Source organism: Roseobacter sp. S87 (assembly GCF_055693285.1).
In genome coordinates this window covers 2,071,134-2,091,244 of record NZ_JBVFTR010000004.1, presented here as the reverse complement: position 1 = coordinate 2,091,244, position 20,111 = coordinate 2,071,134, and the positions used below count along the sequence as shown (strand labels likewise).

At 60.2% G+C, this 20,111-nt stretch carries 14 protein-coding genes; 9 read left to right on the top strand and 5 right to left on the bottom strand.

The features are described 5' to 3' along the window. Positions 1–128 precede the first annotated feature (128 nt). The 7 genes from ACZ1HA_RS11220 to ACZ1HA_RS11190 all read left to right on the top strand — a co-directional run bounded on the left by ACZ1HA_RS11220 (position 129) and on the right by ACZ1HA_RS11190 (position 13,075). Positions 129–875, top strand: a complete 747-nt coding sequence (locus tag ACZ1HA_RS11220; protein ID WP_472715324.1) for a phosphopantetheine-binding protein — start codon at positions 129–131, stop codon at positions 873–875. Next, entirely contained in the window at positions 868–5,460 is a 4,593-nt protein-coding gene (locus ACZ1HA_RS11215; RefSeq protein WP_472713928.1) for a non-ribosomal peptide synthetase, read from the top strand. The genes ACZ1HA_RS11220 and ACZ1HA_RS11215 overlap by 8 nt, the downstream gene beginning before the upstream one ends. Next, positions 5,453–8,593 carry a non-ribosomal peptide synthetase gene (locus ACZ1HA_RS11210; protein ID WP_472713927.1) on the top strand — a complete coding sequence of 1,047 codons (3,141 nt, stop codon included), beginning with the start codon at positions 5,453–5,455 and terminating at the stop codon, positions 8,591–8,593. Before ACZ1HA_RS11215 ends, ACZ1HA_RS11210 begins: the two co-directional genes overlap by 8 nt. A 151-nt stretch (positions 8,594–8,744) precedes the next feature. After that, positions 8,745–9,509, top strand: a complete 765-nt coding sequence (locus ACZ1HA_RS11205) for a thioesterase II family protein (protein WP_472713926.1) — start codon at positions 8,745–8,747, stop codon at positions 9,507–9,509. Beyond that, entirely contained in the window at positions 9,502–10,209 is a 708-nt protein-coding gene (locus ACZ1HA_RS11200; RefSeq protein ID WP_472713925.1) for a 4'-phosphopantetheinyl transferase family protein, read from the top strand. Before ACZ1HA_RS11205 ends, ACZ1HA_RS11200 begins: the two co-directional genes overlap by 8 nt. Then, complete coding sequence (locus ACZ1HA_RS11195; protein ID WP_472713924.1) at positions 10,206–11,444, top strand: pyridoxal phosphate-dependent decarboxylase family protein; 1,239 nt, start codon at positions 10,206–10,208, stop codon at positions 11,442–11,444. The genes ACZ1HA_RS11200 and ACZ1HA_RS11195 overlap by 4 nt, the downstream gene beginning before the upstream one ends. Before the next feature lie 452 nt (positions 11,445–11,896). Beyond that, positions 11,897–13,075, top strand: coding sequence for an alpha/beta fold hydrolase (locus tag ACZ1HA_RS11190; protein ID WP_472713923.1), 1,179 nt, complete (start codon positions 11,897–11,899; stop codon positions 13,073–13,075). A gap of 42 nt (positions 13,076–13,117) precedes the next feature. Here ACZ1HA_RS11190 and ACZ1HA_RS11185 read toward each other — a convergent pair whose 3' ends face one another. Both ACZ1HA_RS11185 and ACZ1HA_RS11180 read right to left on the bottom strand, forming a co-directional pair. Next, positions 13,118–15,172: a putative bifunctional diguanylate cyclase/phosphodiesterase gene (locus ACZ1HA_RS11185; RefSeq protein ID WP_472713922.1), complete on the bottom strand. Its 2,055-nt coding sequence runs from the start codon at positions 15,170–15,172 to the stop codon at positions 13,118–13,120. Between the two features lie 27 nt (positions 15,173–15,199). After that, complete coding sequence (locus ACZ1HA_RS11180) at positions 15,200–15,832, bottom strand: glutathione S-transferase family protein (protein WP_472713921.1); 633 nt, start codon at positions 15,830–15,832, stop codon at positions 15,200–15,202. Positions 15,833–15,987: 155 nt separating this feature from the next. Here ACZ1HA_RS11180 and ACZ1HA_RS11175 point away from each other — a divergent pair, with 155 nt between their 5' ends. Both ACZ1HA_RS11175 and ACZ1HA_RS11170 read left to right on the top strand, forming a co-directional pair. Then, positions 15,988–16,314, top strand: a complete 327-nt coding sequence (locus ACZ1HA_RS11175) for a helix-turn-helix domain-containing protein (RefSeq protein ID WP_472713920.1) — start codon at positions 15,988–15,990, stop codon at positions 16,312–16,314. A 110-nt stretch (positions 16,315–16,424) separates the two neighbouring features. Next, the gene (locus ACZ1HA_RS11170; protein WP_472713919.1) at positions 16,425–17,021 is read left to right on the top strand and encodes a substrate binding domain-containing protein; all 597 of its coding nucleotides are present in this window, start codon (positions 16,425–16,427) and stop codon (positions 17,019–17,021) included. 69 nt (positions 17,022–17,090) lie between these two features. Here ACZ1HA_RS11170 and ACZ1HA_RS11165 read toward each other — a convergent pair whose 3' ends face one another. From ACZ1HA_RS11165 to hydA, 3 genes are read right to left on the bottom strand one after another with little or no spacing between them, the layout of a single operon-like run. After that, the gene (locus tag ACZ1HA_RS11165) at positions 17,091–18,020 is read right to left on the bottom strand and encodes a dihydrodipicolinate synthase family protein (RefSeq protein WP_472713918.1); all 930 of its coding nucleotides are present in this window, start codon (positions 18,018–18,020) and stop codon (positions 17,091–17,093) included. Then, a complete protein-coding gene (locus ACZ1HA_RS11160) occupies positions 18,013–18,699 on the bottom strand; it encodes an aspartate/glutamate racemase family protein (protein ID WP_472713917.1) in 687 nt (228 codons plus the stop codon). Before ACZ1HA_RS11160 ends, ACZ1HA_RS11165 begins: the two co-directional genes overlap by 8 nt. Continuing rightward, positions 18,696–20,105 (bottom strand): dihydropyrimidinase, encoded by a 1,410-nt coding sequence (hydA, locus tag ACZ1HA_RS11155; protein ID WP_472713916.1) that lies wholly within the window; start codon positions 20,103–20,105, stop codon positions 18,696–18,698. The genes ACZ1HA_RS11160 and hydA overlap by 4 nt, the downstream gene beginning before the upstream one ends. Between the last annotated feature and the right edge of the window lie 6 nt (positions 20,106–20,111).

The following is a 20,111-nucleotide window of genomic DNA, read 5'->3' as shown; positions in this document are numbered from 1 at the left end:
TGAACGACCGCGCCGCCGCATACCAGGGCCCGGTGGCTGTCTGCGGCATCCCGAATGCCAGGGTCGCCCGCGACGTGGCGCTGTCCCATATCCTGCGTGAAGCGGCGGACGAAACACCCCTGCAGGACATGATACAGGCAGCAGATCAAGCCGCTGATGGTGCCATGGATCCGGGGCAAATCGCGGAGATGGCAAGGGGGTATGGGTTGCAGGCCGACCTATTGCCCAATCGTGAGTCCCCGGATCATTTTGACGTCGTACTGCACAGGGGCGAGACCAACGGCTACAGCCTGGACGCCGCGCAACCGGGAAACCGCGCAGGACACCCCGTGTTGTCATCCGAACCGACCCTGCGGGCCCTGACTGCACGGCTCTCGCCTGTTCTGCGTGAATGGCTCAGTGAAAGCCTGCCTGCCGTGATGTGCCCCGCGCATATTACTGTGCTCGACAGAATGCCGACGCTGTCCAGCGGCAAAACAGACTATGTCTCGCTGACACGGAACGTGCCGCATGAACCGGTGCGCGAAACACGTTTTGAAGCGCCTGGAGACGCGCTGGAACAGGTGATTGCGGATGTGTTCGCATCGGTACTTGGTCTGACGCAGGTCGGTGCTTCGGATGACTTTTTCGCGGCCCTGGGGGGGCATTCGCTGCTCGCAACGCAGGCTGTCGCGCGTCTGCGGGAGATCCTCGGCGACGATCTGCCCCTGCGACTGCTTTTTGAGTTCCCAAAGCCTGCTGATCTGGCCAGCCGGATCGATGCACAGATGCCTGGTGCACGGGATATTGCCGAAGCCTACCAGGCAACCAAAGACCTGGATGAAGCGGCGCTGGATGCCCTTCTGGCACAACCGGAGGGTCCGAAAGATGAATAAGAACCTGCAGTCTCCCATGACAAAAGAGCAGAAACGGCTTGCACTGCTGAGGCGTCAGCGGGGTGAGAGCACGGCATCGGTTCCTGTTGACGCAGGCATTCCGCGTCTGCAGCATGACGATCCGGTCCCGGCATCCTTCGCGCAGCGGCGTCTTTGGTTTCTGGACCGCCTCGCACCGGGCAATCCCTTCTACACAGTCAGTCTTGAACTGCCGCTTGATGGCGTCGTCTGGCCGGATCATCTGGAACAGTCTTTGCTGGAAATCGCCACCCGCCATGAAGCACTGCGCACAACCTTTGCTGAAGAGGACGGGCAGCCTGTGCAGATACTGCATGAAGCGCCACGTTTCCCGCTGGAACGCATCGACCTTTCAGGCCTGTCCTCACATGCTGTTACCGAACGGCTCCGGGCACTGAACGAAGAGGAAAAGAACCGCAGTTTTGATCTGACCGAAGGGCCACTTGCGGTGGCGCGGCTGATCCGGGTGTCAGCGTCACGGCATCTTTTGCTGCTCACGCTGCACCATATTGTCTGTGACGGCTGGTCGCTCAAGGTGCTCGGGCGTGAACTGACCGCGATCTACCGGGCGCGGGTGGCGGGTCAGCCGCACGATCTTCCGGACCCGGATGTGCAGTACCGTGATTTTGCGGTCTGGCAGCATGGCCTCTTTGAAGGGTCGCGTATGGCAGGCCATCTCGACTACTGGCGCACGCAACTGGCCGGCGCACCCGAGCTGGCCCTGCCGGCGGACTTCCAGCGTCCTGCAATTCCGACCTATGGCGGTGCGTTCGTGCCATTTACTCTCGACCAGGACTGTGCCGCCGCGATCAGAGATCTTTGTGCAGAGGAAGGGTTCACACCTTTCATGGTCCTGATGTCGGCCTGGATGGTTCTTCTGGGGCGGTATGCGGATATGGACGACATCCTCGTAGCCGCACCCTCTGCCGGGCGGGAACGCCGCGAGCTGGAAGGCATGATCGGTTTCTTCGTGAACACGCTTGTGTTGCGGGGGGATCTGTCAGGCGCGCCGACATTCCGCGAATTTGTCACCCGTATGAAGAACACCTGCCTTGAGGCCTTTTCACACGATGAGTTCCCGTTTGACCGCCTGATCGAAGAGCTGGCACCTCAGCGCCGGGGCGACAGAAATCCGCTGGCGCAGGTGGTGTTCCAGCTGTTCTCAGCGCCCGACAGGACAGTGGGTCAGGCAACGCCCGAAGAACGCCAGCGCGGGACGTCAAAGTTCGACCTGCGGCTTGATCTCTGGGACACGGACGCGGGCTATTCGGGCGAACTCGAGTATTCGACGGACCTCTTTGAACATGGCACTGCCGAGCTGATGGCAGAACAGTTTCAGATCCTGCTGTTCGGACTTCTTGCTGCGCCTGAAGCGCCGGTTGCGGACGCAGGCCTGATGTCACAGCGTGAGTTCGACTGGCTGACGGCGCACACCAATCAGACTGACCGTCCCTGGCCCGGCGATATGGATCTTGTGCAGTGCTTCCACGAAATACTGCCATCCTTTGCGGATGATCCGGCCATACGGTGGGGGGAGCAGATGCTGACCTATGCCGAACTGGACCGGGCCTCCGATGGTGCGGCCGAAGCCCTGGTGGGCCACGGGGTGGAGCCTGGCGATCATGTGGCCGTTTTCCTGCCGCGTTCGTCCGAAATGATCATTTCATGGCTTGGTATACTCAAGGCAGGGGCCGCCTATGTTCCGCTTGATACTGACACACCCACCGCGCGCGTGCAGGGGCTGCTGGAAACCATAGATGCGGCGGCGGTGATCAGCGATGACGCCAGTGCGGGGCTTCTGCCGGTGACAGAGTGCCCTGTTATCATGGCGCAGACAGACGTCTGGTGCAGTGCCGCGCCCGGTATGCCGGTGACGCGTGAGCCGCATGATGTGGCGAATATCATGTTCACATCAGGGTCCACCGGCAAACCAAAGGCTGTGCTCGTCCCGCACTGCGGTATCATCCGGCTCGCGACGTGCCAGGAGTTCTGGTCGCCATGTGCAGGCGATGGCATTGCGCAGGGGTCCAACTGTGCCTTTGATGCCGCGACGCTGGAAGTCTGGACCGCATTGCTGGGCGGCTGCTGCCTTGTTGGTGTTGAGCGCGATGAGATGCTCTCGCCGGAACGGCTGGGTGCGCGCATAGAAGCGGGCGACTTTGACCATATCTTTATCACGACGGCCCTGTTCCACCGTCTGGTGGATGAGGCGCCGGGCATGTTTTCCTCTCTGTCGTCCGTGGTCACGGGCGGTTCGCGCCTCGAACCGGAATGCGTGCGGCGTGTTATTGCCGCAGGTGCGCCGGATGCCTTCGTGAACGGGTATGGCCCGACCGAGGCAACGACCCTCGGCACGGCCTGGCGTATTGATGCGTTTGACAAACCGCTGGCCAGTGTCCCCATCGGGTCTCCCATCATGAACAGTACTGCCTATGTGCTGGACCCACAGGGCGCATTAGTCCCCCGTGGGGTGCCGGGGGAGCTCTATCTTGGCGGACCGGGTGTAGCGCTTGGTTATCTGGGCGATCCCGGTCAGACCGCGCGCCGGTTTGGCCCGAGCCCGTTTCGCGAAGATGAAAGGCTGTATGCTACCGGCGACAGAGTGCGCATGCGCCATGACGGCACACTCGATTTTCTGGGGCGCTTTGACGATCAGAAGAAAATCCGAGGCTTCCGGGTCGAACCGGATGAAATTGCTGCTGCGCTGCAGTCTCATCCGCGGGTCGGAGAAGCGCAGGCGCTGATATCCTCTGCTGAAAGTGCCGATGGTAGCGCCGAGAACCGTATTCTGGCCTTCTACGTGCCGGGTGATCCCGCGGGCGCAGAGCGGGTCAGCCGGGAAACCGAAGATGAGGCCGTCGCCTACTGGCAGCGCATTTATGACGATGTGGTGTACCAGGATGTCGGCGCTGCGGCGGATGCGGACGCGCAGTTTGATATTACCGGCTGGACGGATACTGCCACCGGTGACCTTCTGTCCCAAGACGACATGGCCGAGCAGGTGCGCCAGACCTGTGAGCGGATCCTGGCACTGGGCGGCCAGGACATTCTTGAGTTCGGCTGTGGCACCGGGCTGATCATGTTCCCGTTGGCGGAACACGTGAGATCCGTTCTGGGCGTGGATCTCTCGGAACGGGCTCTGGATCACGTGCGACGGACGGCGGATGAGGCCGGCATCGGGAACATCTCTGTGAAACAGGGGAGTACAGAGATTCTGGCGGACCTTGAGGACAACAGTTTCGATACTGTCGTACTGAATTCGACGGTGCAGTATTTCCCATCGGCGGATTATCTCGAAACGCTCATCAGCGAGCTGTTGCGCATCACCCGCCCCGACGGGTCCATTTTCCTTGGCGATATCCGTCACCTGGGACTGCTGCCCGCTTTTCAGACGGAGATCGAGTTCAGCCGTGCGGACCAGAGTACGACGGCGCGGGCACTGATGGGGGCGGTGTCACGCCGGGTGAGCGAAGAGCAGGAACTGCTGCTCGATCCCCATTGGTTTAAGGACCTGCGCAAACGGCTGTCCGGGCTCGGCGACATTTCGGTTCGCCTGAAGCGGGGATACGGCCGAAACGAGCTCGCGCGTTTCAGATATGATGTCGTGCTGCGCCCCGGAACGCCGCGAAAAGCACCGGGTCTCCGCGAGTTGATGTGGGGCCAGGATATCCGTTCGATGCAGCAACTGCTCGCCGAAGCGGGGCAGGAGGATCATAAACCGCTGGTGGTGCGCGGGTTGCCCAATGCACGTACAGCGCAGGCGTGTCAGCAGCTGCGGACCATCAGCGAGGCTGGCGAAGGGCAGACGCTTGGTGCTTTGACGATCCCGGCCGTCAGCGACGCCGCACTTTCACCCGAAGAGGTACTGCGTGGGTGCGAGGCAGAGGGTTTTTACGCGGAAGCCACGTGGAACAGCGATCCCGCCTGTTTTGACATCCTGATCAGCGCGGAACCTGTCGCCGCCGGTTTCGGCGCGATGATGCCCGCACCTGACAGTCCGGATGCACCACTTGCGAGTTCTCCCGCGAAGGGCCGCGATCTGCGCAGGCTGGAAACGGAACTGGGCGCCTATCTGGAAAAGCTGTTGCCTGACTACATGCTGCCTCAGAGCTATGTGCGGCTTGAGGCAATACCACTGAATGCAAACGGAAAGGTTGACCGGAAAGCGCTGGCCGCAAGCCTCGTAACAGTTGCCAGCGGTCCAGCGCGTCCCCCACGTACCGAGACAGAGAAACACCTTGCGGCAATTTTCTGTGCCGTGTTGCAGGTGCCGAAGGTCGGTCTGGAAGATGATTTCTTCCGGTTGGGAGGGCATTCGCTCAAAGCCACGCAGGTGATTTCGCGCATCGCGACAGAGCTTGGCGTGACGGTGCCTTTGCGGGCCATTTTCGAGAACGGCACGGTGGAAGGCATGTGTTCCGAGGTGGAAAGGGCGCGTCTGCAAGAGCAGCCTTCAGAGATCACGGCGTCGGATACGGAACAGGATATCGATCTGATGGACGAGGAGGAGCTGGAAAGGGCGCTGGCCCTGCTGGACGATCCCGAAACGGATGGCCACGATGAGTGACAGCGCCACAGGTCTGTCAAAGGAGCAGAAAAGAGAGCTTTTGCGCAAACGCCTGGCAGGCGGCCGGCGACTGCCCCGCACCTATCCGGCATCTTACTCGCAGAGGCGGCTATGGTTCATGCACCGGATGGCGCCTGACAGCCCGGCCTACAATGTCGAGGCAGCGCTGCCGCTTGGTGCAGTTGATACCGGTGTTCTGGAACAGGCGATTAACGAGGTTGTTGCCCGCCACGGCGCTTTGCGCACCACCTTTGCGGAGATCGACGGTGAACCGGTACAGAAAGTGGCGCCTGAACTGCATGTGCCGCTGGAACAGATTGATCTGACAGCGCTGCCGGCGGCTCTGCGCGACGCGCGGCTGGCCGAAATCCGCAAACATTGCGCGACCGAAGCCTTCGATCTGGCACGCGGCCCACTGGTGCGTACCAGACTTGTTCGGTTGCCGATGGGCAGACACCTGCTTTTGCTCAACCTGCATCATATCCTGGCGGATGGATGGTCTATGGGTATTTTCAGCCGGGAACTCACCGCGCTTTACGATGCGTTTTCGCGCGGCGAACCCTCGCCGCTTGAGCCGTTGCCGTTGCAGTATGGGGATTTTTCAGCCTGGCAGCGCAGGGAAGGGGACGGAGGTGGGTTCTCGGGCGAGCTGGACTGGTGGACGGACCGGCTTGATGGCATGGCCACGCTGGACCTGCCCACAGATTTCCCCCGCCCCGCAGCGCAGAGTTTTTCCGGTGCGTTTCACAACTGCAGCTTTTCGGCCAGTCTGACCCGGGACCTGGAGGCATTTTCCCGCGATCGCGGCGTTACGTTGTTCATGACATTGCTGACGGGGTTCAAAACGCTTCTGATGCGTTTGTCAGATGCCGGTGATATCCCGGTAGGGACTTATATTGCAAACCGTGAACGCACCGAGATTGAAAGCCTAATCGGGTTTTTCCTGAACACCCTGGTGCTGCGCACAGAGCTGAGCGGCGATCTGTCCTTCGCTGCGGCGCTCGAACGCGTGCGGGAAACGGCACTCGGCGCTTATGCCAACCAGTCCGTTCCTTTTGAGAAACTGGTCGAAGAACTGAAACCCGCGCGCGATCTCAGCCGCAATCCGCTGGTGCAGATTGTGTTTCAGCTGCAGAACGCCACGGAAGACAAATCCGGTGACGGTGCCGCGATGATCGACTACCAACGCTCTGCTGCGGCGTTCGATCTGACCGTCACTGCCTATGTGCAGAAGGGCGAACTGCATTTTACCTATGAATATGCCACGGATCTTTTTGAGCATGAAACCATCGACCGTTTCAGCCAGCGCCTGGAAATCCTGTTGCGGGACGCGCTCGGCTCGCCCGACAGGCATCTGGGTGATTTTGACATCCTGTTGCCGGACGAGCGGTTGGAGAAACGCGGGAACGGTACTCCGGTTGCATGGCCCGATGGCAGCGTAACAGAGCTTTTCGATGCGACGGCAGAAGCGATGCCGGATGCGCCTGCATTCTTTGCGGGAGAGGCCTGTGCAACGATTGGTCAGGTCGCGGATTGCAGCCACCGCATCGCCGCATCCCTCGCCGATGCCGGTGTCGGGAAAGGGGACGTGGTCGGCGTGTGTCTGCCGCGCTCTGTTGAACTCTCTGCCTCGCTTCTGGCTGTCTGGCGTCTGGGTGCTGTCTATCTGCCGCTGGATCCTGCCTACCCTGCGGCGCGCCTCGCTTTTATGGCCGGGGACAGCGGTGCAAAGGTGCTTTTGATCCGGCATGATACCGGAGCCGGATTGCCCGACGATCTGATGCGGGTGAATGTGAATGCGGCGATCGGTGATCTGTCCCAACCGACAGAACCCTTTTCCGACGCCGTCCTTTCACCCGAAGATCCAAGTCACATCATTTATACGTCAGGTTCCACCGGCAGACCCCGTGGTGCGATTTCCCCGCACCGGCAGGTCCTCAACCGGCTGCACTGGATGTGGCATCATTTCCCTCATGCCGCGCACGAAGTGGAAGCGATGAAGACGGCCACAAGCTTCATAGATTCTCTTTGGGAACTGACCGGGCCCCTGATCGCGGGCCGGCCCTCGCTGATCATTGACGCCGACACACTGCTGGAGCCGTCTGAGCTGTGTGACCAGCTGGCGCGCGATGGCGTCACCAGGATGTGGGTCACGCCATCCTATCTGCGCCTTCTGCTCGAAAGTGTGCCGGATGCCGGGCAGATCATGCCTCAGCTGACCTCGTGGTATATCACGGGCGAGAAACTGCCCGCGGAACTGGCCCGGCGGTTCCGTGACGCGTTCCCGGATGCCCGCCTCTACAATATTTATGGCACGTCAGAAGCCTGGGACATGTGCTGTGACACTGCGCCGGATCCGGGCGATATGAGTGACCCGTTGCCGGTGGGTGGACCGCTGGACAATGTGCCGGTCGCTGTTGTGGACACTTCTGGCCGGCCCGTGCCGGACGGGGTGCCGGGTGAGCTCTGCGCCGGTGGTGTTGCGCCCTGTCTGGGCTTTGCAAGCAACACCAGCCGGGATACCGACCGTTTTCTGGACGTTGAAACCGGCTCCGGGACCCTGAGGATGCTGCGCACCGGCGACAAGGCGCGCAGACGCCGGGACGGGCGCATCGACATACTCGGGCGGGTGGACGATGAGCTGAAAATCAGCGGTATGCGCGTGCACCCGGCCGAAATCGAAGCCGCTCTGTCAGGACTTGATGGCGTATCGGCCGCCGCGGTGGCGGGTGTGCTGGATGAGAGCGGCACGGTGCGGCTGTTCGCCTGGGTTGCCGGGGAAACCGCTGTTGCACGCGCCCCCGAAAAGCTGCGCGCTGGTCTGGGGGGCCTGCTGCCGGCGCATATGATCCCCGAGCGCATTTTCTTTGTTGATGAGATGCCGCAGACACCATCCGGCAAAATTGACCGCTCCGCACTGGTTGCGTCATCCGCCAGCCATGCTGATCCCGCATCAGCCGAAGAGCACCGGCATGACGACGCCAGCGAAACGGCAGTTCTGATAGCAGGCGTTTTTTCCGAAGTGCTGGGCCGCGACGTGGGAACACACGAGAACTTCTTTGCTGCGGGGGGCATTCGCTGCTCGCGGCACGGGCTCTGTCGCGCCTCAATGACAGGCTTTCGCTGGACCTAGGCATCCGGGATTTCTTTATCGACCCTTCCGCCGTCGGCCTCGCGCGCAGTGCCGAAGCCGCGGCAAAAGATGGTGCGCGAACAGAAATAAAAAAGCTGGATCGCGGTCGCACTGGCGCAGGGGTACGTGCGTCGCAGACGGGTGAGGGGCCATGACTGGCTATTCGGTTTCATCTGCACCGCCTGACCTCGTCTGTCTGCACGCGGCGGGCGCAACCGGTGCCATGTTCGCCGGGATCGCTGACCGCCTGAAGGGCCTTGCGAATGTTGTGACACCGGAACTGCCTGGCAGAGGCGCAACCTATGATCAGAAGCCGTTGTTGCGCATGGAAACGGCCGTTGCCAGCCTCTTGCCGGGTCTGCTGACACGACCTGACCGCAGCTATGCACTCTTTGGCTACAGCATGGGTGCGCTTGTTGCATTCGAGCTGATATGCGAACTGGCCCGTCTGGGGGCAGGGCTGCCGGCCGTTCTCTTCGTGGCGGCTACACGTGCCCCGCATGTGCCGCCCCGAGAAGCGCCGCTGCATCTGATGGATGATACGGACCTGCTGGAAGAACTGGCGCGGTTTCAGGGAACGGCGCAGGAACTGCTTGATGATGCAGAGCTGATGGATCTTGTCCTGCCGCGTCTGCGGGCTGACTTCGAACTGTGCGAGACTTACCGTTTTGGTCAGATGCGCCAGTTGCCTGTTCCGCTCTACGCCTTTGGGGGCAAATCCGACGAAAAGGTCACGGCGGCAGATCTTGCGGCGTGGCTGCAGCTCACACTTGTTGGTGGCACTTGGGAACAATTGCCGGGTGGGCATTTTTTCCTGGAGGATCAGGAAGAGGTACTGACGCGCCGGATTGCGTCCATAATGCTGCCCGGGGCTTATGCTGCGACGGCACCTTCTGGCACGGTGCCTCATGGATGATGCAATCCTCGCAAAGCGGTCAGACGAAGCATGTGCTGAACAATCGGTTGAGCTTTGGTTTGTACAGCTTGATGATCTGTCCGCGCATACCCCGGAAAGGAACCTCAGTGGCAGCATTGGCCGCCGGGACCCGATGCGGGACCGCGCCATTTCACACCAATTGCTGAGACAACTCCTGGCCCGCCGCAATGGCTGCACACCAGCGGACCTGGTTTTCGCAAAAGGCGCCCACGGAAAGCCAGCCCTCGCGGGAGCGGGCACTGCGTTCAGCCTGTCCCGCAGCAACGGAGTAACGCTGATCGGCATCAGTGACGCTGCTGCGATAGGTGTGGATGTTGAGTTTTGCAAACCTGTTGATGAGCAGAATGGCATCACCGACATGTTTCATCCCCGGGAGCGCGCTTTTCTGAATGGTATGAAACCGGCTGAACGGTTGCATTGGTTCTACCGGATCTGGACGCGCAAGGAAGCGGTTCTCAAGGCGACAGGCACCGGGCTTTTGCGCGCTCTGGAAAGCTTCAGCGTGGTTGGGCGCCCAACGGAGTTCGGCGCGCGCACGTCTCTCTCCGGTCAGCATTTTTTCCTGTATGACCTGACATTGCCCGGCGGTGCAGTGGGCGCTCTTGCTACGACCGAGAATGCGTCGGTGCCGCAGGTGCGCCTGTGCACCGGGCCTCTGGCAGGGCAGGGTACGGCATGACCCGTGCAGCTCTCAGCGGTGCCGGCGTGCCGCAGGATGAGTTGTTTCGGGAAATGGAGGACCTGCGCGCCGCAGATGCTGACTGGCGCAATGGACGGTCCGCATTGCATGTCTATTGGGCAGGAGAGGATGTTCAGGACGTTTCAGCACGCGCTTTTGCAATGTTTCAGCAAACCAATGCGCTCGCGCCACGCGCGTTCCCGAGCCTTGCGCGCATGAAAGAGGACATACTGAACATGTCCCTGCCGCTCTGGCGTGCGCCGCCAGGTGCGTCCGGAGTTATCACGACAGGCGGAACGGAAAGCATCATTCTCGCGATGCAGGCGATGCGCCACCTGGCGGCCGAAATGCGGCCGGGACTGCGCCATCCCGTGGTACTGGCAGCCCGCAGCGCTCACCCGGCCTGGGAAAAGGCCGCCGGACTGCTGGGCATGCGGGTCATACGGGTGGCGCTCGACGCGACCTGGCGTGCCGATCCGGGCGCGATGGCCGACGCAATAACCAGCGATGTTGTCGGGCTCGTTGCGTCCGCGCCCAGTCTGCCCTTCGGCACAACAGACCCTGTGCGCGAGATCGGGCAGCTGGCCCTGCGCCATGATCTCTGGCTGCACGTGGATGCCTGTCTTGGTGGATATCTTGCGCCCTTCGTCCGCGATCTGGGTCTGCCTGTACCGGAATACGATTTTTCCGTTCCCGGCGTACGGTCCCTGTCTGCGGATCTGCACAAATACGGATATGCGCCAAAAGGAAATTCGCTGCTTGCATACCGGGACGGAAATGATCTGGCCCGCAACCGGTTTTATTTCGGGGCATGGCCCAAGGGCGGATACGGAACCGCAACGCTGACGGGTACCCGGTCGGGTGGAACGCTCGCGGCGGCCTGGGCGGTGATGCGCTATCTCGGTGCCGAAGGATACAGCAGGCGGGCTGCGGTAATCATGCGAACGCGGGCAGAAATCGAAACTGGTCTGCGGCGGATGGGTGGCACAGCCCTGCTGGGTCCGCAGCACCTTGGTGTTCTTTCCTTTGCCATGACCGATGGCGACGCCTGCATCCGCGAAGACCGGCTTGGCGCCCTGGGATGGTACACCAGCCGGATTGCGGATCCGGTTGGGCTGCAGATGACCCTGACCCCCGTGCACGAAGGTATTGCCGGCCGTCTGATCCGTGACCTTTGCCACGCGATGCGTTCGGGTGGGGCTGCAAAGCCGGCCCTTGAAATATCCACTTACTGAGATTTGCTTTTGTCTAAGCTTCCCGATCCGCGTGGTAAATTTCGACCGGCATGACCCAGCGTTCCCGTTCTTTTTTCAAACGTATTCTCCATGGACTGGGTCTCGTTGCAGGTCTGGCTGTTTTGGGATTTTCCCTGCGTCCGGGGCCCGTGCCGCAGTACTATCCGGCAGATCTGCCTGAGATGCCCATCGGCAGTCCCGCACAATGGCGGACCTGCTCGTGGGATCCGGTCGCAGCGGACAGCCGCGCGCAGTGTGCCCGTTTTCTTGTTCCGCTGGATCACGGGGGGCGCGTCCGGATCAGATCTCCCTGCTCGTAAAACGGATTGTCCCGACGGGGCCGGTCTCGCGTCAGGTCTGGCTTGTGCATGGCGGCCCCGGTGCGTCGTCCACAGCGGATATGGCCACGCTTACAGCGGGACTGGAAGAAGCGCGACCGGACATTGCATTCTATGCTGTCGATCATCGTGGCACGGGAGGCTCGGAACGACTCGGATGCGCCACAGGTGAGGCGGCTCCAGTGCCCCGGAGGTGCTGCAATTCTGCCCGGTGAATGGGAAGCGTGCCTTGCGGAAGTGACGACGGGAACAGGTGACCGCCTCAGACACTTTTCGACAGTGGAGGCGGCGCGGGATCTTGATCTGCTGATCCATCAGTTCCGGAAAAATGACACTCCGGTTTACGTCTATGGGGGCTCTTACGGCACATTTCTTGTGCAACGGTACCTTGATCTTACCGATGAGCCGCCCGCAGGGGTGATCCTTGAAGGCCTCGTGGCCGCTGATGGTGGCATGCGCGGCTATGATGCCCGGATGGGCGCCGTTGCGCGCGATTTTCTTGCCACGTGTGATGCCGCGCCTGCCTGCAACGGTCACTTTGATGCGCCGCTGGAAACTGAAATCAGGCAGATGTACGCGGAGCTTGAAACAGGTCACTGCCGCTCTCTCAACCTCAATCCCACGACGGCACGCAGCGTTCTTGCGGTAATGGCGCTCTATGCGGAAACCCGTGTGTTTGTGCCGCTATTGGTGCACAGGATCCGTCGGTGTACCTGGTCTGACGTCCGGTTTGTGGCGCGCCTGTTCCGGCAACTGGCAACAGCATCCGGCAGTCAGAATTACTCAGCGGTTCTTCACAATCACATCGTCCTGTCCGAGATGTACCGCCCTGGCGTATCTGCCCCGGAACTGATGAAACAGTATGACGCGGCGGTGCTGTCCACGGGTGCAGAAGCCGGCTACGCCGCACTTTTCCCGACCTGGCCTCGATACCCGAAGCCGGACCCTGTCATCCGGCGTGAGGTCTCGCTGAACGTTCCCGTCCTTGTTCTGCAGGGCGGGCTGGACATCGCCGCGCCATCTGATGTGGCGCGGGCGACTGCCGCCCGGCTGAACACGAGGCCCGTCCACTTTGTCCTTTTTCCGGAAGGCGCGCATGGCGTGACCGGCGGCACGCCGATGGCCACAGGGCAGGATTGTGCACTTCTGATTTATGCAGCGTTCCTTGATGCGCCCTCGATGCCACCGGATACCCGTTGTGTTCGCGAAATCCTGCCTCTGGACTGGTCCTCTGCCGGTGCAGATCGGTTTTTGCCGGGCGACGATTATCTCTGGGGCGAAAAGGACAACTGACTGACAGCCTGCGGTCCCTGGCTGGCTTTCAGCAAACAATTCCTATTCTGGTTGATCCGGCCCGCCGCTGTCGTCCAGCCAGTGGTCATCCAGGTTTTCAAGCGGAACCGGACGGCTGAAATAGAACCCCTGAATCTGATCGCAGTCATGATGAGCAAGCCAGTCATACTGCGCGCGTGTCTCAACGCCTTCGGCGACCACAGTCGCGTCGATCTGCCGTCCCAGAGCAAGGATCAGACTGACAATCGGTCCGGTCTCCGGGAGCTGACGGATGAAGGACTGATCGATTTTCAGACAACCCAGAGGGAACTGAGAGATATAAGCAAGATTTGAATACCCTGTGCCAAAGTCATCAATGGCAATCCGGTACCCCATGCCGGAAATTGCACGGAGTTTGGATGCAATCGCCCCGACATCCCCGATCAGAATGTTCTCCGTGATCTCAAGCTCGATCCGGTGTGTCGGAAAATCAGCGATTGCCGCAAAGCGCGACAGCGTTTTCATGAGGTTTTTGTCAGAAAACTGGCGCGGCGAAATGTTGAGGGACATGTCTATGCTGCGCCCGTCGAGATGCCAGTCATGTGCCTGTTGGAAACCGATTTCCAGCACATGCTGGCCCAGCGTTTCGATAAGCCCGGTTTCTTCGCAGACAGATATGAAATCGTTTGGCGGGATGAGCCCACGTGTCGGATGGTTCCAGCGCACCAGACCTTCAACGGAAACGACATCTCCGGATTTCAGATCGATGCGTGGCTGGTAGTGCAGCACGAACTCTTTGTTCTGCAACGCCTTTTCTATCTCTGTCTCCAGACGAATTTTGGCCAGAGCAGCCCGCCCCATATCGCGGTCAAAGAAAGTAAGCCTGTTTCGTCCCTCTCTTTTGGAATGGTAAAGCGCTATATCCGCCTGTCGCAGAACTGCCTCGAAGTCGTCTTCGCCCGGCGCAAAACGCGCGCACCCCATGCTGACGTTCACCGGTATGCTTGCGGCCCCCTGCACCACCGGACCAGAAAGCACCTCAAACACCTGATTTGCCCGCTCCTGCGCCATGTCGTTGTGCAGCGGACATTGCAGCAGGATGACAAACTCGTCACCTCCGAGGCGGACAACGATGTCGCCTTCGCGTACCGCATTCTGCGCCCGCTCAGCGAGGTTACGGAGCACGGTGTCACCGGCTTCGTGCCCGAACGTGTCATTCACATGTTTGAAACGGTCGACGTCGAAATAGAGCATGGCATGATCCAGACCGCTGTCTTCCGGCAGCGCGTCAAAATGCCTTTGCAGGAAAAAACGGTTGTAGCATCCGGTCAGCTGATCCCTGTCCGCAAGGTACCTCGCGGTATCCCGTGCCGTTTTCAGTTCACTGACATCGATGGCCGTCACCAGTACAGCAGGCTTTCCCGTTACAGCGTCGCTGCACAGTTTTGCCGACAGGTCAAACCATGTGGCATCAGTTGAAACGGCCACCTTTGCGACCATTCTGTGCTCTCCCCGGCCGTCGAGGTCGAACATCATTGCGTGATAATCGGTCCGGTCGGCAAAGAGCGAGGCAAGGTTCCCTGCGGTGCCTCCGATCACATTCCGAGCCGCCGGGTTCATGTAAAGAGCGGCGCCGTCAGGGTTGAAAAGTGCGATCATCACATCCGTGTGCAGCAGTGCTTCTGCACTTCGGAGGTTGTCGGGCGCATCTCCTGTGCCCGACAGCACCTCGCACAGCATGGCCATGCGTCCATCCGGCAAACGATAGCCACAAAAAGCAACACTGGAACTGACAGGCTGGCCGTTTGGATAAAGTGTCCACATTTCCCGGAAGGTGGTTTCCGGTTGCGTGATGAAGTCGTCCTGATACTGGCGCAGCCGTCGGGCGACCGTGGTCGACATGCCAAGGGACATGTCCCGCGCGCATAACTCAGCTTCGCTTGCGGCCTGCCACATGGTGCAGGCAGCATCATTGGCCAATACGACCCTGCTGTTGTCTATGTCAAAAACCCAGACTGGGCTTGCAAGCTGCCGTACCACAGCAAAGAGGTCCCGCGCAGTATCAGTCTGCTGCGTGTTCAGCTGGTTGTTCTGTCTTCGCTTTTTATGCGCGGACATACAATGGCTCCCGGGCGAAGTGCCGGATCAGGCGGCCCGGTCTGCAGAGAGACCGAGTTCCGACAATGGACGGAAGCCGGGTGTGTTGCTGACGTCCCCGATCCAGCGTTGGACCGAAGGGTAGTCGTCAAGGGAAATTCCTGCTTCCTCAGTCACATGCACATATCCAAAGAGGGCAATGTCAGCGACAGAATAGGCCTCGCCCAGCATAAACTGATGGGCGGCAAAATGTGTTTCCAGCCGGTCCAGTCCTGGCCTGGCTGCGGTCTGCCAGCCTTCGATATTCTTGCGGCGTTTTTCTTTTTCTGCCGGCAGGATGGTCGTAAAAAACCTCGCTGGCGAAATAAAAGGTTCGAGTTTTGACTGTTCAAAAAACATCCACTGTAATGCCCGAGCGCGCCCGTAACTGTTCTGGGGCATCAGAAAACTGTCTTCGGCAATATGCCACAGCATCGCATTGCTTTCGCCGAGACCCTCACCGGAGCCTGTGACCAGGTAGGGAACAACGCAATCCGGGTTGATTTCCATGAACCATTGGGACTTCTGCTCGCCGGCCAGTACATCGACCATTGCCATTTCAAAGGGTTTACCCAACTGATTGAGCGCAAGCCAGGGTTTGAAACAATTGCCCGACCCCGGGCATGCATAAAGTCGTGTCATCAGGCTGTCTTTCCGGTTGTCCAGCAGAACAGACAGGCTACCGAAGTGCCGTTAAGCGGCTGTAAAAACCGGCCCCTGACAGCAAGCGTATTTTCCGAAAATTTTCGTTTTTCCTGCCATGCAGACCGGCGTGCAGAAGGCGCCGCCGCCCTGTGATGACCACACAGGCGGTCTGTTGCCAGGTGCCGGACATTTTCCGCTCGTTTTACCGGTGCCGTTTCTCTTCCGTATCGCCTAGGGCTTCGGGATGTGAGTATTCACTCATCCTTATGACAATTTGCCAGTTTTGTAGGTGCAGAGGGCCCGGTATGGACACGATAGATTGTATGCGCACCTTTGCGGCGGTAGCGGCTGAGGGGTCATTTACAGAAGGTGCGCGGCGGCTTGGGATCAGCACCAAGCTTGCGAGCAAATATGTGCGCCAGCTTGAAGACCGGCTGGGGGCGAATTGCTTCACAGAACAACGCGCAGTGTCACGCTGACAGACACAGGGCAGGCGTATTTTACCCGATGCTAGCCGCTGCTGGATCAGTTTGACGAACTTGAAGGGCTTGTGCGGGGCAAACAGTCCGAACTTTCTGGCACAATCCGGTTGGCGGCCCCAACAGAATTCGGCAGCACCTGTCTGGCCGGAGCCCTGCATTCCTTTCAGATTGCGCACCCACGTGTCCGGATCGAACTGAGCCTGTCGGACTACCATGTATCCGTCGTTGAACAGGGCTTTGACATCGCGATCCGGCTTGGTGAGCAACAGGATTCAAACCTGGTTGCGCGCAAATTAATGGATATACGCATTGTTTGCGTCGCAGCACCGGGATACCTGAATGAGCAGGGACGGCCGTGCGAACCGGCCGCGCTCGCGACACACAACTGTCTGCTTCAGCCGACGGGTGCTGGCGGTGACCACTGGGCATTTCACCGGAACGGGAAAACTGAAACGGTGCAGGTCACCGGTAATTTTTGCACCAGTTCGCCCTTTGCTGTTGCGCGTATGGCTGCAGGCGGCCTTGGGATCGGGCGCATTCCGTTTTACGCGGCCAAACCATTCGTGGAAGCTGGCGCGCTCACCGTTCTGTTTGAAGAGCTTGAAACTGATCCGATCGGACTTTTTGCAGAGCATCCGCCGGGGCGACACCTGACCGCCCGCATCCGCGCACTCACAAACCACCTGCGCAAGGCGCTGAACTGACAGAATGCAGGAAGTGGGCGGGCCAGTGGGGCCGACTGGCAATGATCGCCGCCGCTGATGGTCTGTGCGTCAGACCGGCGGCTCAATACCCAGTTCACGCAGTTTGATCTCCTGGCGCCGGGCGAGCGCATCTGTTTCGGCCGCAGCCGCTTCGGGCAGGGCGGCACCGGGTCTGCGCAGGGCTGGATGTGCGATAACTCCCTGACGCCAAAGTGAATATTTGCGAACAGCCAGCCCCATGCCAGGCTGTGCCTCGTAGCGGATCATTGGCATGTAAGCGTCAAAAATGTCGCGGGCCCGCTCGGTGTCGCCGGTTTCGAGCGCCGCAATGACCTGAGCCATCATTTCGGGATAGCCGAAGCCGGTCATCGCACCATCTGCCCCGCGCAGCATCTCTTCGAGCAGATACATCCCGCCGTTCCCACACAGGATCGAAATACGCCGCGCACCAGCGTCAGAGGCTGCCCGCAGCGCAGAAATTTTTTCGAGCCCAGGCCAGTCTTCGTGTTTGAGCATCACGCAGGTCGGACAGGTTTCCACGATCTGCAGAATAACGGACGTCGAAATCTGAACCCCCGTGGCCAGAGGAAAATCCTGCAGCACAAAAGGTGTGTCGCCCAGTGCGTGAGCTGTTTCCTGATAATAGCCAAGGATCTGCGCATCCGTGCGAAGGCTGGAGGGTGGCGCAACCATGACGCCTGCGGCACCTGCATCCATCGAAGCTCCGGAAAGCGCAGACATGGTCGCGAGGCCGGGTGCAGAGACCCCGACGATAACGGGGACCGGTGACCGCGCGAGCACGCGCCGCACCACCTGTTCGGATTCTGCGGCCGACAGTTTTCCTGCCTCGCCCATCATGCCAAGGATTGTCAGACCGCTGGCACCGCGTGCGATATAGGCATCGACCAGACGGTCGAGACTGTCGAAATCAAGCTGACCATCCGGCAGAAAAGGGGTCGCCGCTATGGTGAAAACGCCCCTTGTGGTTTCGTCAATCATTCATTGCCCCTTCCGGTCTGTGTGTCAGGCCAAGGGCAATCTGCCCCAGTGCCATACTGACCGCTGCCTGTGTCGGTTCGACGACAGGCAGTCCGGTTTCATCCTGCAGAACGCTGCGATATTGCGCCATTCCGGCACAGCCCATGATCAGAACTTCTGCACCATCCACGTCGCGCAGCTGTTTCCCGGTGCGGATCATGGCCGCAAGACATCTGTCCGGATCTGCAAGGTCTGCTACCCCAAGGCCCAAAGCCCGGTCGCCCGCCAGCCTGCCGGAAACGCCCATGGCGCCAAAGGCGCGCAGGTGACGGGGAATGGACTGAGGCAGTATCGCGATGACCCCGAAACGGTGACCCAGTGTCAGTGCGGTCATGACGGAAGCCTCCTGAATGCCGGTAACCGGCAGCGCGGTCTGAACGCGCAATGCATGCAGGCCCGGGTCACCAAAACAGGCAATCACAAAACCAGCCGCGTCTGTTTGCCGGTCCGCGAGGGCCAGCATGGGCGCAACGGTCAGGTCCGCCTGCCGCTGGTTTTCGATCCCGGGTGGCCCTTCTGCAAGCGTCAGGCAGCGTATCGGGACACCGACCCCTTGCAACGGTTGCAGCGCCTGCTCGATTCCCTGGGTTACCGTTTCCGAAGAATTCGGGTTGATCACGACAAGTGTTTTCATGTTCATCCAGTCTGTGCCTCATCAAAGGAAGCAGCCTGAGGCCGTGCAATCCACCGGCCGCTGCCGGGCGTGCCGAGAAAGGTGCCCCCGTCTACCAGCAGGTCGCCGCGCAACAGTACTTTGACCGGCCAGCCCGTAACGCTGTATCCGTCCCAGGGGTTGTAGCCGACGTTATCATGCAGATCATCTGGTCCCCATGTGGTTTTGTGCGCCGGATCCCATATCGCGATATCTGCATCCATGCCTGTGCTGATCTCTCCTTTGCCTTTCAGGCCGTAAAGCCGGGCAGGGGCCGTTGCCGTCAGTTCCGCGAAAGCAACAGCGCCCTCAGAGCCATGGGACACCATGGCATCAAAAATCAGAGGCAAGCGGGTTTCCAGCCCTGGCAGGCCGTTGGCAATCTGATGAAATCCACAGCCTGTTCCGGCCGACAGTTTTCCTGTCGCATCAAATCGGTATGGCGCGTGGTCGGACGAGATGAGCGACAGAGTGCCGTCATGCAGCGCCTGCCACAGGGCGGTCTGATCTGCCTTTGTCCGCTGAGGTGGCGAGCACATCCATTTTGCGCCTTCAATGCCCGGCTTGTCTAGCACATCAGAGGTCATGAACAGGTAGTGCGGACAGGTTTCGGCCCTGACGGGCGCGCCGCGTTTTTGCGCGGCCCGGATTGCGGCTGCGCCTTCAGCCGTCGATACGTGAAAAATCATAACCGACTGGTTCAGGTATTCTGCGAAACGGCAGATACGTTCGATCGCTTCGATCTCAGCAATCCGCGGGCGCGACCTGGCGTGATCCATGGGTGTCGTCTGACCCGCTGCTATCAGCCGTTCGCGGGCATCCGATATGATGGCGTCGTTTTCAGCGTGAACGCAAACCACTGCGCCGGCATCCCGGGCCAGCCGGAACACCCGGAGCAGGGCCGCGTCATCAAGCTGGATATTGTAGGTGGTGAAAACCTTGAGAGACCGGTGACCTTCTGACACTGCCTGCCTGATGTCATTTTCGAACTCGGGCACGTCCGGGTCAGTGACCGTTATGTGAAACGCATGATCGATCATCGCACCCCGCCGGGCTCGCGCGGCATAGTCGGCTAAAGTCTCGCGGATGCTCTGCCCGCTGCCCTGGGCTGCGAAGGAAATGACGCTGGTCGTGCCGCCCATCGCCGCCGAACGGGTTGCCGATTCGAACGTGTCGGCATTCCATTGCCCCATGCCGGACATCTGTTCGATGTGCGCGTGAGGGTCAACGCCGCCCGGCAACACCAGATGATCCGTCGCGTCGATGACAGTGTCAGCCCCGGTCACTTCCGGTCCGACGGAAACAATTTTGCCATCCCGGATGGCCAGATCCCCCCCGATGACACCGGTCGGGGTAACGATCCGGCCATTTTTGATCACGGTATCGGCTTTCATTGTATT

What these genes read in the sequence shown, in the direction of transcription:
- ACZ1HA_RS11220 (WP_472715324.1), top strand. Translation starts at nt 129, where the DNA reads ATGATACAGGCAGCAGATCAAGCCGCTGATGGTGCCATGGATCCGGGG.
- ACZ1HA_RS11215 (WP_472713928.1), top strand. Translation starts at nt 868, where the DNA reads ATGAATAAGAACCTGCAGTCTCCCATGACAAAAGAGCAGAAACGGCTT.
- ACZ1HA_RS11210 (WP_472713927.1), top strand. Translation starts at nt 5,453, where the DNA reads ATGAGTGACAGCGCCACAGGTCTGTCAAAGGAGCAGAAAAGAGAGCTT.
- ACZ1HA_RS11205 (WP_472713926.1), top strand. Translation starts at nt 8,745, where the DNA reads ATGACTGGCTATTCGGTTTCATCTGCACCGCCTGACCTCGTCTGTCTG.
- ACZ1HA_RS11200 (WP_472713925.1), top strand. Translation starts at nt 9,502, where the DNA reads ATGGATGATGCAATCCTCGCAAAGCGGTCAGACGAAGCATGTGCTGAA.
- ACZ1HA_RS11195 (WP_472713924.1), top strand. Translation starts at nt 10,206, where the DNA reads ATGACCCGTGCAGCTCTCAGCGGTGCCGGCGTGCCGCAGGATGAGTTG.
- ACZ1HA_RS11190 (WP_472713923.1), top strand. Translation starts at nt 11,897, where the DNA reads ATGCTGTCGATCATCGTGGCACGGGAGGCTCGGAACGACTCGGATGCG.
- ACZ1HA_RS11185 (WP_472713922.1), bottom strand. Translation starts at nt 15,172, where the DNA reads ATGTCCGCGCATAAAAAGCGAAGACAGAACAACCAGCTGAACACGCAG.
- ACZ1HA_RS11180 (WP_472713921.1), bottom strand. Translation starts at nt 15,832, where the DNA reads ATGACACGACTTTATGCATGCCCGGGGTCGGGCAATTGTTTCAAACCC.
- ACZ1HA_RS11175 (WP_472713920.1), top strand. Translation starts at nt 15,988, where the DNA reads ATGACCACACAGGCGGTCTGTTGCCAGGTGCCGGACATTTTCCGCTCG.
- ACZ1HA_RS11165 (WP_472713918.1), bottom strand. Translation starts at nt 18,020, where the DNA reads ATGATTGACGAAACCACAAGGGGCGTTTTCACCATAGCGGCGACCCCT.
- ACZ1HA_RS11160 (WP_472713917.1), bottom strand. Translation starts at nt 18,699, where the DNA reads ATGAACATGAAAACACTTGTCGTGATCAACCCGAATTCTTCGGAAACG.
- hydA (WP_472713916.1), bottom strand. Translation starts at nt 20,105, where the DNA reads ATGAAAGCCGATACCGTGATCAAAAATGGCCGGATCGTTACCCCGACC.